Annotated in this window: 9 protein-coding genes and 1 pseudogene; 5 read left to right on the top strand and 5 right to left on the bottom strand. The window is 59.2% G+C overall.

Translation table 11 applies throughout. The features are described 5' to 3' along the window. The 3 genes and pseudogenes from K3752_RS17775 to queF form a co-directional block, all read left to right on the top strand. Window positions 1–1,038: an LLM class flavin-dependent oxidoreductase gene (locus K3752_RS17775; protein WP_260066612.1), complete on the top strand. Its 1,038-nt coding sequence runs from the start codon at window positions 1–3 to the stop codon at window positions 1,036–1,038. A gap of 11 nt (window positions 1,039–1,049) precedes the next feature. Continuing rightward, complete coding sequence (locus K3752_RS17770; RefSeq protein ID WP_260066610.1) at window positions 1,050–2,513, top strand: aldehyde dehydrogenase; 1,464 nt, start codon at window positions 1,050–1,052, stop codon at window positions 2,511–2,513. Between the two features lie 132 nt (window positions 2,514–2,645). Beyond that, window positions 2,646–3,011, top strand: a pseudogene (queF, locus tag K3752_RS17765) (preQ(1) synthase); the annotation flags it as partial. 102 nt (window positions 3,012–3,113) lie between these two features. Here the strand turns inward: queF and K3752_RS17760 are convergent. The 4 genes from K3752_RS17760 to K3752_RS17745 form a co-directional block, all read right to left on the bottom strand. Further along, a complete protein-coding gene (locus K3752_RS17760) occupies window positions 3,114–4,034 on the bottom strand; it encodes a hypothetical protein (protein WP_260066608.1) in 921 nt (306 codons plus the stop codon). Window positions 4,035–4,188: 154 nt separating this feature from the next. Further along, window positions 4,189–7,335, bottom strand: coding sequence for an adenylate/guanylate cyclase domain-containing protein (locus tag K3752_RS17755; RefSeq protein WP_260066607.1), 3,147 nt, complete (start codon window positions 7,333–7,335; stop codon window positions 4,189–4,191). Window positions 7,336–7,844: 509 nt separating this feature from the next. Next, window positions 7,845–8,912, bottom strand: coding sequence for a ParB/RepB/Spo0J family partition protein (locus tag K3752_RS17750; RefSeq protein WP_260066606.1), 1,068 nt, complete (start codon window positions 8,910–8,912; stop codon window positions 7,845–7,847). Beyond that, window positions 8,905–10,290 carry an AAA family ATPase gene (locus K3752_RS17745; protein WP_170341760.1) on the bottom strand — a complete coding sequence of 462 codons (1,386 nt, stop codon included), beginning with the start codon at window positions 10,288–10,290 and terminating at the stop codon, window positions 8,905–8,907. Before K3752_RS17745 ends, K3752_RS17750 begins: the two co-directional genes overlap by 8 nt. 582 nt (window positions 10,291–10,872) lie before the next feature. Here K3752_RS17745 and K3752_RS17740 point away from each other — a divergent pair. Beyond that, window positions 10,873–12,147 (top strand): replication initiation protein, encoded by a 1,275-nt coding sequence (locus K3752_RS17740; protein ID WP_170359639.1) that lies wholly within the window; start codon window positions 10,873–10,875, stop codon window positions 12,145–12,147. A gap of 21 nt (window positions 12,148–12,168) precedes the next feature. Here the strand turns inward: K3752_RS17740 and K3752_RS17735 are convergent, their stop codons facing one another. After that, entirely contained in the window at window positions 12,169–14,610 is a 2,442-nt protein-coding gene (locus K3752_RS17735; protein ID WP_260066605.1) for a Tex family protein, read from the bottom strand. 162 nt (window positions 14,611–14,772) lie between these two features. On the opposite strand from K3752_RS17735, the gene K3752_RS17730 reads away from it, so the two are divergent. After that, complete coding sequence (locus K3752_RS17730) at window positions 14,773–16,986, top strand: NADP-dependent isocitrate dehydrogenase (RefSeq protein WP_260066604.1); 2,214 nt, start codon at window positions 14,773–14,775, stop codon at window positions 16,984–16,986. The last annotated feature ends 83 nt before the right edge of the window (window positions 16,987–17,069 follow it).

The following is a 17,069-nucleotide window of genomic DNA, read 5'->3' as shown; positions in this document are numbered from 1 at the left end:
ATGAAGTTCTCGCTGTTTGCGCATATGGAGCGGATTTCGCCAGAGCAGGACCAGAAGCAGTTGTATGACGAGTTCATCCAACTGTGCAAAATCGCCGACGACGGCGGGATGCATGCCGTCTGGACGGGCGAACACCACGGGATGAATTTTACAATCGCACCCAACCCGTTTCTCAGCCTGATTGACGTGGCTCGGCACACCCGGAATGTCCGGCTGGGCACCGGCACCGTGATCGCGCCGTTCTGGCATCCGATCCGTTTGGCCGGTGAGGCCGCGATGACGGACATCATCACCGACGGACGGATGGATCTGGGCATTGCCCGCGGTGCCTACAGTTACGAATACGAACGGATGATGCCTGGCATGGATGCGTGGGAAGCCGGGCAGCGCATGCGCGAACTCATCCCTGCCGTGAAACAGCTCTGGCAGGGAGATTACGCCCATGACGGCGAATTCCACCAATTTCCCAAGACCACCTCGTCGCCCCTGCCCTTGCAACCTGGTGGGCCGCCCATCTGGGTGGCCGCACGCGACCCCAACAGCCACGAATTCGCCGTACGCTCCGGGTGCAACGTACAGGTCACGCCATTGTGGAACGGCGACGACGAAGTCATCGACCTGATGGCCAAGTTCAATGCCGCCTGCGCAAAGTTTCCTGACATGCCGCGCCCCAAGATCATGTTGCTGCGCCACACTTACGTGGCCGAAGATCAGAACGACGTGAAACAGGCCGCCATCGAGTTGAACCGGTTCTACTGCTATTTCGGCGCATGGTTCATGAACAAGCGTGACGTTACCCAGGGGCTGATTGCCCCGCTGAGTGATGCCGAAATCGCCGAGCATCCGTTCTATTCGCCCCAGAACATGGAGCGGGACCTTGTCATCGGAACAGCCGATACCGTGATCGACCGGCTTCGGAGATGCGAGGAACTGGGGTATGACGAGTATTCATTCTGGATCGACTCCAGCATGCCGTTTGAACGCAAAAAGGCCTCGTTGGAGCGTTTCATCAAGGATGTGATGCCGGCCTTTCAATAGGGGAATTCTGGATGCAACGGTTTCAGAACTATATCGGCGGCACTTTCCGCGATGGCGACACCTGGTTCGAAAGTGTCGACCCATCCACAGGTGAGGCTTGGGCGCAGATGCCCGCCGCCAGCCCGGCCGATATGGACGAGGCCGTGAAGGCTGCGGACAAAGCCTTCAATTCCCTGGCATGGGCGTCATTGACCGCAACTGCGCGGGGCAAACTGCTATACCGGTTGGCAGATCTGATCGCCAAAAACGCGCCCAGACTGGCCGAACTGGAAACCCGCGATACGGGTAAAATCATCCGCGAAACCTCGGCGCAGATTGCCTATGTCGCGGACTACTATCGTTACTACGCGGGCCTCGCGGACAAGATCGAAGGCGCCCACCTGCCCATCGACAAACCAGATATGGAAGTTTGGCTGCGGCGAGAACCCGTGGGGGTTGTCGCTGCGATCGTGCCCTGGAATTCGCAACTGTTCCTGTCGGCGGTCAAAATCGGCCCGGCCCTGGCGGCCGGTTGCACAGTGGTGCTGAAGGCCTCGGAAGAGGCCCCTGCCCCAATGCTGGAATTCGCACGGATTTTTCACAAGGCCGGATTTCCGGAAGGCGTTCTGAATGTCCTGACGGGCGGGCCCGATGTCGGCGCTGCCTTGACTCGGCACGAAAGAATTGCCCATGTCGCCTTTACCGGCGGGCCGGAAACGGCTCGGCATATCGTGCGAAACTCGGCAGAGAACCTGGCGTCGACCTCTTTGGAGTTGGGTGGAAAGTCGCCCTTCATTGTGTTCGAGGATGCGGATCTGGACAGTGCGGTCAACGCTCAGGTCTCCGGGATTTTCGCAGCGTCGGGTCAAAGCTGCGTTGCCGGGTCGCGGCTTGTGGTTCAGGCATCGATCAAGGACGCGGTCCTGGACAGTCTGCGGCAAAAGGCCGAAGCGGTCGTGATCGGCGCACCGGATGACATGGCGACCGAAGTCGGGCCCCTGTGCACGAAGCGACAGCAGAAATGGGCCGCCGAACTTGTCACCCGGTCGCAGGCCCAAGGCGCACAATTGATTACTGGCGGCCAGCCACTTGATCGCGCGGGATTCTACTTTCCACCGACCATTCTGGATTGCAGTCGGGCGCGCGATGCTGATTGCATGACGCACGAATTCTTCGGCCCCGTCCTGTCGGTCGTTTCCTTCGAAACCGAGGATGAGGCCATCGCGATCGCAAACGATACCCGGTTTGGGCTGGCCTCGGGCGTGTTCACGCAAAACCTCACGCGGGCGCATCGGATGGTTCGGTCAATCCGAGCCGGCATTGTCTGGGTCAACACCTATCGCGCGGTCAGTCCGATCGCTCCGTTTGGGGGGCATGGATTGTCGGGGCATGGGCGCGAGGGCGGACTGCAGGCTGCATTGGACTACACCAAAATCAAGTCCGTTTGGCTGCGCACCAGCGACGACCCTATTCCTGATCCTTTTGTCATGCGCTGATCCGCCGGCCGCCTCCAAATGTGGAAAATTCGGCAGGAAACTCAGAGACCACGAAACATATCGGCTTGGCAGTAGCTTGCCCACCGCTAAACACTGCACATCCCGGTTGCAGCGTAAACGAGTTGCAAAACAAAGGTTCAGATTCCACAAGCCGATGTCGAATAGTGCGTGAGATTCACCGCGCCCGAATTCACTTCGCTCTGCCCGATGAAGGGCCAGGCTGACTTTGCTCATCTGGTGATCGATTGTATTCCGGGAGGCTGGCTTGTCAGGTCGAAGTCTTTGAAGCTCTCCGTGGGGTCTTTCCGAAACGACGGCGCCTTCCGAGAGGACTGCTCCGTTTCCATCGCCCGGCGCCGGGTCAGGTTCCTGACGCAACGATGGTTGTGGATTAGAGGGTACTGGTATCCACGTGGCGGCATCCCGATCGACCTGTCTTGGCAAACAGGCGCCATGCTCGAAAATGTCTCGATCTCCGATCAGGGTGTGCCCGCCTGATCGCGGAAGGAGGTAATCTTTGGGAAACCCCGCGCCTCGATCAATCGACAAATGTCGCGGGCGCAGGGTCTGCGGTTTGGTCAAACCTGAACAGAAGCAGCCTTACTTGGTGGCGCTCACATCTCCGGGGATGCACCCACGGGCGCAGAACCTCATGTCACTGGGCGCAACGGACCAAACGTCAACGTCATTCGGCGGCTTGTTCTTGAAGTCGATATCAAGGCAACTTGCGGCCTTCGGAGTGTAGTACTTGTTTCTGGGGTCGACATTGCCGAGTTGGTCAAACCCGGAAATTAGACGCATATTCGGTCCCCATCTTTCGCCATGCAGTGTCAGATTGGAGTAATAAGCCATCAGCTTGATCGATTTACCCTGCGCGAACATCTTGTAGGTCATCTGGACCCCACCGATTGTCTTGTCGATCGGCCCCTGTTCCAACCCGGACCCAATCGAGATGACCCACCGGCGCTTGAGCGGGATGGAAATATCAACTCCGTCTTCACTGCATTCCAGCAATTTGTACGAAAAAATGTTCAGCACGGCGTTTGTTCTAATCGGGTTCGTGTGAAGCCTCAGAACGCTGTAAACCGGCTTGATGGTGGCACTTTGGATCGGAGCGCCGTTGACGACACAATTTTTCTGCAGCACCGCAAGTTCCGTCAGAACCATGTCCGAAAAGGACGACGCAAAACCGCCTTCCAGGGACTGCGCCATAAGCGCCGACATTCCGGGGGCCTCCAAAACCCGCGTGGAATCTCCGTATTCACGGAAAAGTTCAACGGGATCCAAGGAAACCAACTGACGGTCAGCTGAAAATAGCAGGTTCTCAGGGTCATTTTCATCGACGATTTGATGATACTGAAAGGTAAACAACTCGGTGCCGCCGGAGTACTGCGGTATCCCATCTTCAAATTTCACGGTTCCGTCTTCAGACAAAATCTCCTGTGCGGTTGCTGGTCCGTGGGTTGCAAGCGCCATTGCTGCGCCAAGAATTGAAACGCCTAAAGCCTTAAGTCTGAACATGATTATCCCCAGTTTTTTGATCTAAAAATCGAAACAATGCCATCAAACACTATCAAATTTTCGTATATGTTTCAATAATCGCACCTTTCGGCAGTTCGGCTGAAGTTATGTCCAGACCAAAAACTTGGCACGAAAAGTGCGTCGACCGGGTGGCTCACTTCATTGCGACTTCGGACTGCGCATTGCGCAAGGCCGCCTCGACCCGGTCGGTGAACGGGAGCTGATACCGGACACTCCAGGATTTCTCACCCGCTCGCACAAGTTCGATCACCTTCAAGCCTTCAGCAATCTCTCCAGCCATCAAGTGCGCGTCTGCGAGCAAGGTCTGAGCGTAGAGAACGATCTGAGTTGAACCTGTATCAACATAGGCGTCGATACCGGCCGAGATCTCGGCGATCCCCTCGGCAGGGTGACCTTCTGATGCCCGCGCCCAGCCGTGCAGGATGCGGCCCCAGGCATCCCAGTAGTGGAACTCCCGCTGCCCACTGATCTCGAGCGCGCGGTTGACCATATCCAGCAATGACCCTGTGTCGCCCAATATCTGATAGATGGTCGCCAGGATGTTCAGCCCGTAGCACCGGGTGAAATCGTGTGGTTCACGACTGATCCGCTCAGCCAGTTCCGCTAGCTCGGCGCGAAACGTTTCGCCGTCTCCGCTTTGCAGCGCCACGGCCCAGCACCTCATCGCCAGATCAACCAAGTATATGTCTGCCTCGTGATAATTCAGCAGATCGTCCGGGCCGGTTGCCCCGCGCAACGCAATCGCACGATCGAAAGCAGAGATTGCGACTTCGAGACGCCCAAGCATGAAGTTGCTCATGCCGATATTGTGCGCCGCGAGCGCCTCCATCGTTGGGTTTTCCGCGCGCCGTGCGACCTCCTCCAGATAGTCACACAAAGCCAACGCGCCCATCGGATCGCCCAGGGTCAACTGAGCACCGAACTGCACATGCACGGCCAGAAACGCATCCGTCACACTGGCTGAAGAACGGTCAAGCAGGTGGCGGAACCGGTCCAGATTGGCCAAAACCTCTTTCGACCCGAACGCCCTGGTACTGAGGGCCACGTTCAGCATCTTGCGCAGCGAAATCTCTTCTCGATCCCGTTCGGGGCTTGGGGCGATTTTGTCGTTCTCCGTCAAGGCTTCATCAAGATGGTGGATGGTCTCTTCGTTGGCAAATCGCTCGCCCGAGATGACTGCCGCCCGGCGCCACGCGTCCCGAGCCTGTTTGGGCATGTCCGCGCGGGCATAATGCTGCGCCAGCAATTCCGGGTTCTGACCCACCAGATCACTGAACGAAGTGTCCAGCACCTCGGCGATCCGGCTGTGGACCGCCCGCGCCCGACTGGGCAACATCAGGTCATAGGCCGCGTCACGTATCAAAGCGTGGCGGAACGCATGGGTGCCTCCCATACTGACCCCGCGGCGCACCAATATTTGCGCCTCGACCAACTCGTCCAACATGCGCAGAGTTGCCTCGTACGAATGACCGCTGACCGAACTGACCATCGCAGGCAGGATGTTGCGATCAATCGCGGCGCAGACCGGCACTATATCGCGGGCCGTGCTCAGCCGGTCAAACATGGCCCAGAAGAGTTCCTTGAGCGTCGATGGCAGTGCCTGTTGCATCTGCATTGCGGACGCGTCGGTCTGGTCAAAGAACCCACCTTGGATCATTCGTGCCATCTCTTCCGCAAACAGAGGGACGCCATCCGTCCTGTTCGCGATCCGGTCCTTCATGGTCTGTGTCACTTGTTTGGACCGCAAAAGCGCATCCAGCATCTGGTGGACGTGGTCCCGGTCAAGGCGGGAAATAGTCAGTGGGACCACTCCATCCCGGCCTTCCCACGGTGGATGGTAGGACGGGCGGAACGTGCACATGATCATGACGGGCATGGACCTGAAGCGCTCGATCAACAAAGCGATGATTTCCTCTGTCGACGGATCGATCCAATGCAGGTCTTCAAACAGCAACAGAACCGGTCGATGCCGCGCCAGCGCAGCAACGGTCTGCACCATGGCATCCTGAAACTGTTGCTTGAGCCGGTCAAAGGGCAGTTTCAGCAGGTCTTCCTCGGCCTCCACCGGCAAGGACATGGCATAGGCAAACAGAGGAAGGTAGTCTTCCGGAACCTCCGACCACTCCTGAAACAGTTGCCTGAGTTTGCGTAGCTTCCGCTGGTCGGTGTCGGTTCTGCGGAAATCGGCCATGTGGCTGATCCAGCTGAGCACCGGGAAATGGGCACTTCGCTCGTGGTTGGGCGAGCATTGGAAGCCAAGCCGCAGATATTGTTTCTCTTCGAATCCGCGGGTCGCTTCTTCGACAAGACGCGATTTTCCGATGCCGGCCTCACCGGAAACCATAACCGCCTGCCCTGCCCCGTTCAGTGTGGCCTGCCAATGCTTCTTGATCGTCGCGATCTCATCGACCCGGTTGACGAAGGGCGAGCCTTGAACCCCGGGACGCGCCTGAAACCGCAGCATCGGCTCTTCCGCACTCAGAACTTTCCAGATGCCGATCGGGTTCTCAAACCCCTTGAGGCTTTGTTTTCCCTTCCACTCGCAGCGAAAGTTGCTGCCGATCAGCAGCTTGGTGTGCTCGCTGATGGCGACCGTCCCAGGGTCCGCCAGTTCCTGGATACGGGCCGCCAAATTCGGCACCTCACCGACCACCAGACCTCCCAAAGTCGAGTGATTGTCGACCACGGCTTCCCCGGAAGAAATCCCGACCCGAACCCCGATGACCTCACCCTTGCCGTGTTTGATACGACCAATGGAGCCACAGATTTCCAGTCCGGCGGCAACGGCCCTTTCCGCATCGTTCTCTTCGACTGTCGGGTAACCGAAATAAGCAACCACTCCATCTCCGATGAATTGGGCAATGTGCCCCTGGTGTCGGGTCACGACATCAAAACAAAGGGCTTGATAGTCGTGCAGAACGGAGCGGTACTCCTCAAGATCCAGATGACTGGACAATTCAGTCGATCCAACGAGATCGATAAAGACCAAAGTCAGATACCGGCGCTCGGGGACACCTTCCAATGCCGTGGGTTGAGGCGCGTGAGGCCCAATTTGCGATGACGTGAGAGCATTCTCGGCATGTGATACGCCACCTTGATCCGAGCGAAGCGCCTCGATCGCCCGCATCATACGTTTCCGATCCCCGAGGTTCAGTCCAAGCTCGACCAGGTCATTTTCAGTGAGGGTGGCAAGAACATCCAATTCGATCGCGTTCGAGGCGAACACATCATGGTACTTCTCAAGGGAAAACCTCTCCAACCACGCCCTGATGTCAGCCATCTTCAGTCCTCGGTCGAAATTACTTCAATGTGTTCTGCCTTTTGTTCAATCGGCGTCGGTCAGAGGGACCTGGTTTCTGACGAAGCTAAAATATGTCCGACCGTATGCCGGCCCTTATAGTCAGCGCGTTGCGTATTAATTGCCAATGCAAGGCGGAACGCCCGCATTGTTGCCCCAACACGAACCTATCCCAAGTCGGAATTTGCGTCTACTGGCTGGCAAAATGCACCTTCGGGCCAAGCGGGATTCAATCAAGAACGCATCCAGCCAGAATTGGCCCAGCCGACGTTCACACTACCCAAGTTTCAGTCTGTCTCTCCGCTACTCATAGCGGTGGCGATTCGGCGTCAAAATGGTCAAACGCCGGCGTATTGGAAACAAACCGAGCGTCCGTCATAATGATCATAATTATGCCTTTTTGCATACTACAGGGGAAGTGGCGGAAAGGTACCTGTTTACAGGAAGGTTTGGCCGGTGGAAGCACAGGCCAAACCAATGGTTAAAAATGGTCAGCCCAAATGCTCAACTAGCCGTTCCAACAACCGCGCGGCTTCGTCTACGCTCAGAGTCCGGCCGCGAAGATGTATCCGCAATTCGCCCGCTGATACCTCTGCTCGCAATTCTCCGCCTTTGGGCAGCGTCTGAATAGGCAGCCGTTGAATCTGTTTCGGGCGGCCCCCACGCGGCTTTTCCTGAGTCGGTGCGGGCGCGTCTTTCAACGCAGCCTCTATCACGGCCAGTTCCGATTTCGGGTCCGTGGCCTCACCCAGGGACAAGGCCTCCCTCAGCTTGGCCTGCGCGCCATCCCGGATAGCCGCGGCAATCCTGAGACCTGCCTTTTCCGACAACGCAACCGGGTACTGCAGTAAGTCGCCCAAGGCTTCGTGAACCACGGCAAAGCTGCGGACCTTGGACCTTTTGGCCTTGGAGGCTGCGGCGAACAGAACATCGACGGCGGCTTCGGTCGACGGGAACACACCCTGCCCAACAGCGAGGACAGCGATGCGCCCACGTTCATACGGGCTGAGGTTTGATCGAAGTTCGTTCTCCTCGACCATCGAAACATACGCTCCCTGCCCTGCACCAGCCTGGCGCACGAACGCAGGAATTTCGGCGAATTTTGGGTCACCACCGGCCAAGCGGCGGAAGGCGTCCAACCGGCGATAGCCCGAAATCAGACCATAGCCATCCCCGGTTTTGGTCACCTCGATCGGCGTCCGCAGCCCGTTGGAGCGCAGAGATTCCAGCAGTTCGGTCATTGCCTCTTCGTCATCGACCATGCGGTCGCGCCGCAAGAAATCGGCATCGATCTGATCTATGGGCACCATCTCTGCGACCAGACCGGCGTCCTGGGCATCCCGCCAACGCGCAGCGTCGCCTTGGTCTTTTGCAAGGGTTGCACGGTCGGTCACTGCTGCCATGCCATTCAGCGTCGCGGCCTCGGCCGCGACCTGCGCGATTGGCGGAGTTGACGGGTTGGCCTCGAACGGACTGATCGAGGGTTTCGCGGCGAAACCAGCCTCGAGTTGTTCAAGCTCCGCCGCATCCGGCGCCGTCAGTCTTCTGCGTTTAGCCATCTGCCTGTCCTCCCATCTGGGCGTCGCGCCACCAACACCCGATCAGCACTTCTTTGAATTCCGCGTAGGTCCGGTCGAAGGTCTCTCGCCCCCGGACATAGGTGTCGCGGTTAAAGTCACGGTAGTCCGCTTCGTAGATTCCGTTCACCTGTTCTCCGGCCTGCCCTACCAAAGCGGTGTAATCCTGCCGATAGGCGTTCATGAAATCACCGAAATACGCCTGTATCACGTTGGCCATGTCCGTCTGCTGACTGGCGTCGAACCGGGTGATGATCGCGCGCACGACATCCCATTCGAACTTGAGTTCGGGCAAGCCAGCTGCCCTTTGTGCCGCGTTCTCGCCATCCTCGATACTGGCGAACGTGGTGTAGAGCATGTCGAAGAAGCGCCCGGTGGAATCAAATTCCAGGAATGAAGCTCCGAGCGGCACCAGCAAAATATCCGCTGCGGCCAGCGCATTGATCGTTAGGTACCCAAGTGCAGGAGGAGTATCGAGGAACACGATGTCGTAATCATTCAATACGGCCTCGTCCTGCAAGAAGTTGGTGAGCCCGTCCCACAGCGGCCAACTGCGAAGGCCCATCCGCCAGACCGGGATCTGAAATTCAGCCCAATAGAGGTTCAGTTGAGCACCAATGAGATCAATGTTGGGCCAATGGGTCTTCTGGATGACATCTTGAGGTTGGGTTCTCAGTGCCTCTTGCAGAGTTTCATCCAATGGGATTTCGGGTTGACCGGCAGCGGCGCGGACCCTGTTCTCTTCCTGAACCGCGCGCGCATAGTCTTTTGCGATCAAGGGGAAGACTGTCTGCCATTCATCCGCGACGCGACCACCCAGGATCGACGTCATGGATCCCTGGCTATCAAGATCAATCACCAGCACTTTATAACCGTCCAACGCGGCCGACATTGCAAGATGAGCAGCGGTGGACGTCTTGCCCACGCCACCTTTGAAATTGGCAACGGCAACAACTTTTGCCGGCAGATTTTCCGGCCGGTAGGGCAGGTATTCCTTGGTGCTTACACCTTCGGCCGCGAAATGGCGCCTCAAGGTCAGAACTTCTTCGAGGGTGAACCATTTCGATCCTGCTTCGCCTTCGCCTTGCGGGAGGTCAGGATTTGCCTTGAGGACGCGGCGCAGGTGGGCCGGAGCCACCGGGATCAGGTATTTGGTAATCTCCCAAATCGAAAACCGGCGGAGGCGCTTTTCGCCATCGGGCGCATACCCGCGGCGGGCTAGATCTTCGCGCCCTTTGGCACAGAAGGTTGCAGCTTTTGCGAATCGTGATGTCCCGATAGGATCGGGTAACTTTGATGCAGCCTTGGCCGGATCCAGGTTGAAGTACGGCGGTAGAGCAGGTTGTTTAGATTTTGTCACTGTCGATGCCTCGAATAATGTTCGCCTTTCCGGCGTATATCAGGAAATGTACCGAACATTTTCCTTCTGCGCTATCCTCGAAAGAGCAGTTTTCCACAGAAGAATGCCGAAGAGTTCGGTTTCGCGACGAAACCGGCATTTATTCTCAGAAAAGGGCACACCAAAGAGTTTATTTTCTTTAAGGGTTTTAGATTCTTTGACGACATAAAACATAAATAAATCATATATTTGTGGTCGCATCGGCACCCGGATACAGGATCAAGGGTTCCTGGCTTCGGGTTAAAAGGGACCTGTATACAGGATCAAAGGGTCCCGAATCCGGGGAGAAGGGCACCGATTCGCGGTTCGGCTCTATCGTGGACTATTTAGGGTCTAATCCGAGTGCGTTGATCGCCGCCTACGCGGGTCACGACTCCAAGTTTGAACCAACTGGCGCCCGCTTCTGTGGATAACTGGGTCGCCGATTCGGATAGGTACCTGTCTACGGGATTCACTCCATCCTGCATATGGGGACCCAAATTTGGTTGATCCACGGGTACCTTTTGTGTCACAAACTTGGGAAACGAGCAGCCGGGCAGAATCATGCCGGATACACAACTGGACACGGATCACCTTTCAGGCGCTTTGCGTCGGGAAACGGTGAAAAAGAATGTGGCCGCGATCCATATCAGCGGCAAGCTGACGCTGTTGCAGCGCAAGCTGTCCAACGTGTTGCTTCTCAATGCCTACGACTCTCTGACCACGGCGCAGACCCATACGATTGATGCCCGCACCCTGGCGATGATGGTGGGCTACAACTCGAACGACTTCGACACTTTGCGCGCCAGCCTGAGAGCGCTTGCCGAGACAGTGGCCGAATGGGACATGCTCGATGAAAAAGGGCGGCAAGAGTGGGGCGTGTCGTCGTTGCTGAGTTTCGCCAAGCTCAAGGGCGGGATCTGCGAGTACGCCTATTCCCCGGCCTTGGCGCAGAAGCTGTACGATCCGAAGATCTATGCGTTGATCAATGTGCATATCCAGCGCAATTTCAGCTCGGGGCACGGGTTGGCCTTGTATGAAAACTGTTATCGATTCGTGCGCACCGGGTCGACCGGGTGGTGGGCGCTCGAGGTGTTCCGCAAATTGATGGGTGTGGACGGCAGTGACTATTACACGAGCTTCAAACACCTGAATGCCAAGATCATCAAACCCGCAGTGGCTGAGGTGAACAAAAGCTCCGATATTCTGATCGAACCCGAGTTCCGCAAGAAGGGCCGCAGCGTCACCGACATTCGGTTCCTGATCAAGGCGAACCCGCAGAAGGCAATGTTTGAGATCGACGACAGCGATGGGGTGCGCAACCTGGCGGTCTACAAGACCTTGCGCAAACAAGGGGTGTCCGATCGGCTGGCGCGTCAGTGGATCTCTGAGCATGGTGAGGATTATGTGCAGCAGAAGCTGGACTATGTAGCCGGGCAGGGGGACGTTAAATCAACGCTGGGGTATCTTTCGGCCGCCCTGCGCGATGACTACAAGGCCCCCGCGGCAGAGACCGTGAAACCGCCTAGTCCCGAGGCGCTGGCCGCAGCCAAGCAGCGGGAGGAAGAGAAGGCACGCGAAGATCAAGCCTATGCCGCGCGCGTGGCGGAGCGCGCCGAGCGTGCTCGCAAGCTGGCCATCGTCGAAGACCTGGTTTCGCGGCGAAACCCCACTCAACGGGATGCCGACAAACGCTTGTTCATGTCGACTTTGTCGGACGAGCTAGACCGAGAGAACTTCCGGCAACATGGGTGGCGATCAGGTTTGAACGCCAACGCCATTTTTGCCTTCTGGGAGGAGTTGGAGCCCGATGCGTTCCAGACGGAAACCCCCGCCTGAGGCACAGGCGGGGCAGGGTGGCTACTGATTTTTCAGTGCATTCCGAAGCGCGTCCCCAAACGCGCTGTGCTGCGCTTTTCCGGCTGATTTTGCGCGTTGCGATTTCGAGGTGCCTGTGTTCTTAACGCGCGCGTTCTGCCCACTATGGTCGCGATCTTGCCGGGCAGAGGCACCGCCATCCTTGCGCATGCTCAGCCCGATCCGCTTGCGCGACACGTCCACTTCAACGACCCGGACGCGCACGACCTGACCGGCTTTGACCACCTCATGCGGGTCTTTCACGAACCGGTCGGCCAACTGGCTGACATGCACCAGCCCGTCCTGATGCACGCCGATATCGACAAAGGCGCCAAAGGCAGCGACGTTGGTCACGGTGCCTTCCAGCACCATGCCGGGTTTGAGGTCGGTGATCCCTTCGACACCCTCCTTGAAGCTGGCGGTCACGAAGCTGGGGCGCGGGTCGCGGCCGGGCTTTTCCAATTCGGCAAAGATGTCGCGCACCGTGGGCAGGCCGAAGCGGTCATCGGCGAACTGTTCCGTGCGCAGACCACGCAGCGCACCGTCATTTCCCATGATCTGACGGATGTCGCTGCCGCAGGCCTGCACGATGCGGCGGGCCACGTCGTAGGCCTCAGGGTGGACGGCCGAGGCGTCCAACGGCTCGTCGCCATCGCGGATGCGGAGGAAGCCCGCGCATTGCTCGAAGGCGCGGGGGCCGAGGCGCGGGACCTTCAGAAGATCCTGCCGCGACCGGAAGGCGCCATTCTGGTCGCGATGCGCCACGATGGCTTCGGCCAGACCGGGGCCCAGGCCCGAGACATGGGCCAGCAGCGGCGCCGAAGCGGTGTTCAGATCGACGCCCACGGCGTTCACCACGTCCTCGATCACGGCTTCCAGAGACTGGCTCAGCCGGTGTTGATCAACGTCGTGTTGATACTGGCCGACGCCGATGCTCTTGGGTTCGATCTTGACCAGCTCGGCCAGCGGGTCCTGCAGGCGACGGGCGATCGACACCGCCCCACGCAACGAGACATCCAGATCGGGAAACTCGCGCGCAGCCAGTTCCGAGGCGGAATAGACCGAGGCCCCGGCCTCGGACACCACGACCTTGGTGGGCGCCTGCATCCCTGTGGGCAGCAGTTTCAGCGTGTCGGCCACCAGCCGCTCGGTCTCGCGGCTAGCGGTGCCGTTGCCGATGGCGATCAGTTCGACCTTGTGGGTGGCGATCAAGTTCAGGATGGTGGCCTGTGCGCCGCGCAGATCGTTCTTGGGTTGGAACGGATACAGCGTGTCGGTCGCCACCAGCTTGCCCGTGGCGTCCACCACCGCGGCCTTGACGCCGGTGCGGATACCCGGGTCCAACCCCAGGGTGGGGCGGGGGCCCGCCGGGGCGAAAAACAGCAAGTCCTTGAGATTGCGCGCAAAAACCTGAATGGCCTCCTCCTGCGCGCGGCTGCGCAGATCGGCCATCAGATCGACCATCATCGACAGCGACAGTTTCACCCGCCAGGTCCAGCCTGCGACCTTGCGCAGCCACACATCGCCCGGCCCGTCGCTGCGCGTCTGCAGATGGGCGGCCACGATCGCCTCGGCCCGGGCGGCGCCGGTTTCCGGGTCGGGGGCGATGTCCAGCGTCACGATCCCCTCTTTCGAGGCGCGCAGCATTGCCAGCGCCCGGTGCGAAGGCACCTTGGCCCAGGGCTCGGCATGGTCGAAATAGTCGCTGAACTTGGCGCCTTCCTGTTCCTTGCCCTCGATCACCTTCGAGGTCAGCAGCGCCTCGGCCTGCATGAAGCTGCGCAGCTCGCCCAGAAGGGCGGCGTTTTCGGTCAGACGCTCAGTGATGATGTCGCGCGCGCCATTCAGCGCGTCCTTGGTGGTGGGCACGGCCTCGGTCACATAGGCCTGGGCCAGACCCTCGGGGTCGGCGCTGCGGTCGGCCAGGATCGCGTCGGCCAGCGGCTCCAGCCCGTTTTCCCGCGCGATCATCGCCTTGGTGCGACGCTTGGGTTTGTAGGGCAAGTAGATGTCTTCCAGCTGCGCCTTGGTTTCGGCGCGGGCAATGGATCTGGCCAGATCGTCGGTCAGCTTCCCTTGATCCTTGATCGAGTTCAGGATCGTCTCGCGCCGTGCCTCAAGCTCGCGCAGATAGGCCAGCCGGTCGGACAGGGTGCGCAGCTGGCTGTCATCCAGCCCGCCCGTCACCTCTTTGCGGTAGCGCGCCACGAAGGGCACGGTGGCGCCTTCGTCCAGCAGCTTGACCGCCGCGTCCACCTGTTCGGGGCGGGCATTGATTTCCGTGGCGATGGTGCGGGCGATACGGTCCAACGGGGCCTCCTTGATCTCGGGTTGGAGAACCGTCTTAGCCAGCGCCCGCGCCAAGGGAAAGGCGTTGCGTATCGTCGGCGGGCTGAAAATACGGGCATATGCGCGGTTTTGCGCAAACTGGGTCAAAATGCGCATTCAGTTGCGATTGATCCCGGGCCCCGGGTGATTTAAGGGAAGCCCTGTCAAATCAGAGTCACCCCGGAGCGGAACAGCATTCACGCTCCTCGCACGCCGCGCCGCACGCGGCACAACTCTCGGATCGCACGCCCCTGAAAGGCTTAAAAAAGGTAAGGGAACATGGCAGAAAAATCGAACTTCGACATATTGTATACCATCGTAGACGAAGCGCCGGAGCTGGCCAGTGCCTCGTTCCTGCCCATCATCCGCAAATTCGCCTCGGCCGCGGGCGTCAGCGTTGGAACCAAGGATATTTCGCTGGCCGGGCGCATCATCGCGGCCTTCCCCGAAGACCTGACCGAAGAGCAGCGTCAGCCCGACGATCTGGCCGCCTTGGGTGAGCTGGTGAAAACCCCCGAGGCCAACGTGATCAAGCTGCCCAACATCTCGGCCTCGGTGCCGCAGCTGGTCGCTGCCATCAAGGAACTGCAGGGGCAGGGCTACGACATCCCCAACTATCCCGAGGACCCCAAGACCGACGCCGAAAAAGAGATCCGCGCCCGCTATGACGCGATCAAGGGCTCGGCCGTGAACCCGGTTCTGCGCGAGGGCAACAGCGACCGCCGCGCCGCCAAGGCGGTCAAGCGCTATGCCCAGCAGCACCCGCATTCGATGGGCGAATGGTCGGCCGACAGCAAGACCAAGGTGTCGTCGATGCCGGGCAACGATTTCTATGCCAACGAGAAATCGGCCACCATCACCGCAGACCAGACCGGTGATGCGCGGATCGAATTCGTGGGCAAGGATGGCAGTGTTACCGTCCTTAAAGACAGCTGGACACTGGAGGAAGGCACCGTTGCCGATGCCACTTTCATGTCGGTCAAGGCGCTGTCGGAGTTCCTGGATGCCGCGATCGAGGACACCAAGAAAGACGGCACCATATTCTCGCTGCACATGAAGGCAACGATGATGAAGGTCAGCGACCCGATCATCTTTGGATATGCCGTCAAGTCGTGGCTGGCGCCGGTGTTCGAAAAATTCGGCGACCGCATGGCACAGCTGGGCGTCAACCCGAATTCGGGCCTGGGCGATCTGCTGAACCGCGTCAAGGACGATGCCGAGATCATGGCCGCGATCGATGCGGTCAAGGTCGATCGACCCTCGATGTACATGGTGGACAGTGACAAGGGCATCACCAACCTGCACGTGCCGTCGGACGTGATTATTGACGCTTCGATGCCCGCCGTGATCCGCGCGGGCGGCAAGGGCTGGGACGAGAGCGGCAAGAAGGGCGACACCAACTGCGTGATCCCCGACCGCTGCTATGCGCCGGTCTATGACGAGACCATCAATTTCTTCAAAGCCAACGGTGCGCTGAATCCGGCGACCGCCGGTTCGGTGGCCAATGTGGGCCTGATGGCCCAGAAGGCCGAGGAATATGGCAGCCACCCGACCACATTTGAGGCGCCCGCCGACGGCACGATCCGCGTCGTTCTGTCCAATGGCGAAACCCTGCATTCGCATGAGGTCGAAAAGGGCGACATCTGGCGCGCCTGCACGGCCAAGAAAGCCCCGATTGAAAACTGGATCCAACTGGCGATGGACCGTCAGCGTCTGACCGGCTCCGAGGCGATCTTCTGGCTGGATGCAAACCGCGCCCATGACGCCGAGCTGATCAAATACGTCAAGCCGGCGCTGGAGGCTGTGGGCGTGGCTGACAAGTTCCTGATCATGGCGCCACGTGAGGCGACCCGCAAGTCGCTGGAAACCATCACCGCCGGCAAGGACAGCATCGCCATCACCGGCAACGTGCTGCGCGACTATCTGACCGACCTGTTCCCGATCCTCGAACTGGGCACTTCGGCCAAGATGCTGTCGATCGTCAAGCTGATGAATGGCGGCGGTCTGTTCGAGACCGGTGCAGGTGGCTCGGCGCCCAAGCACGTTCAGCAGCTGGTCGAGGAAAACCACCTGCGTTGGGACTCGATGGGCGAATTCTGCGCGCTGGGGGAATCGTTGAACTTCTTGGCCGACAGCAGCGGCAACGCCAAGGCCGCCGTTCTGGGCGCTGCGGCCGAGGCCGCAACGCAGGGCATCCTGGACCACGACCGCTCGCCCAGCCGCAAGGTTGGCGAGCCGGACAACCGCGACAGCCACTATTGGTTCGCCCGCTACTGGGCCGAGGCACTGGCCGCGCAGGCGGATGATGCTGAACTGGCCGCGCATTTTGCTCCGATCGCCAAAGAGCTGGCGGAGAAGGAAGAGCAGATCCTGTCCGAACTGCTGGCCGCTCAAGGCAAGCCTGCTGATCTGGGCGGCTATTACCACGGCGATCGCACCAAAACTGCGGCGGTGATGCGCCCCAGCGCGACACTGAACGCGATCATTGGCTGATCACAAAAGGCCGGGTTAGACCAAAGCTAAGGTCGGCATCGAACAATGCGTGTTGTGTCGATGCCGATTAGGCACAGAAGTTT

The sequence above is a fragment of the Ruegeria sp. B32 genome (genome assembly GCF_025141855.1).
Classification (GTDB): Bacteria; Pseudomonadota; Alphaproteobacteria; order Rhodobacterales; family Rhodobacteraceae; genus Ruegeria; species Ruegeria arenilitoris.
Note: the sequence above shows the minus strand (reverse complement) of the source record. Positions and strands in the feature narration are given on the sequence as shown.

What these genes read in the sequence shown, in the direction of transcription:
- K3752_RS17775 (WP_260066612.1), top strand. Translation starts at nt 1, where the DNA reads ATGAAGTTCTCGCTGTTTGCGCATATGGAGCGGATTTCGCCAGAGCAG.
- K3752_RS17770 (WP_260066610.1), top strand. Translation starts at nt 1,050, where the DNA reads ATGCAACGGTTTCAGAACTATATCGGCGGCACTTTCCGCGATGGCGAC.
- K3752_RS17760 (WP_260066608.1), bottom strand. Translation starts at nt 4,034, where the DNA reads ATGTTCAGACTTAAGGCTTTAGGCGTTTCAATTCTTGGCGCAGCAATG.
- K3752_RS17755 (WP_260066607.1), bottom strand. Translation starts at nt 7,335, where the DNA reads ATGGCTGACATCAGGGCGTGGTTGGAGAGGTTTTCCCTTGAGAAGTAC.
- K3752_RS17750 (WP_260066606.1), bottom strand. Translation starts at nt 8,912, where the DNA reads ATGGCTAAACGCAGAAGACTGACGGCGCCGGATGCGGCGGAGCTTGAA.
- K3752_RS17740 (WP_170359639.1), top strand. Translation starts at nt 10,873, where the DNA reads ATGCCGGATACACAACTGGACACGGATCACCTTTCAGGCGCTTTGCGT.
- K3752_RS17735 (WP_260066605.1), bottom strand. Translation starts at nt 14,610, where the DNA reads ATGCGCATTTTGACCCAGTTTGCGCAAAACCGCGCATATGCCCGTATT.
- K3752_RS17730 (WP_260066604.1), top strand. Translation starts at nt 14,773, where the DNA reads ATGGCAGAAAAATCGAACTTCGACATATTGTATACCATCGTAGACGAA.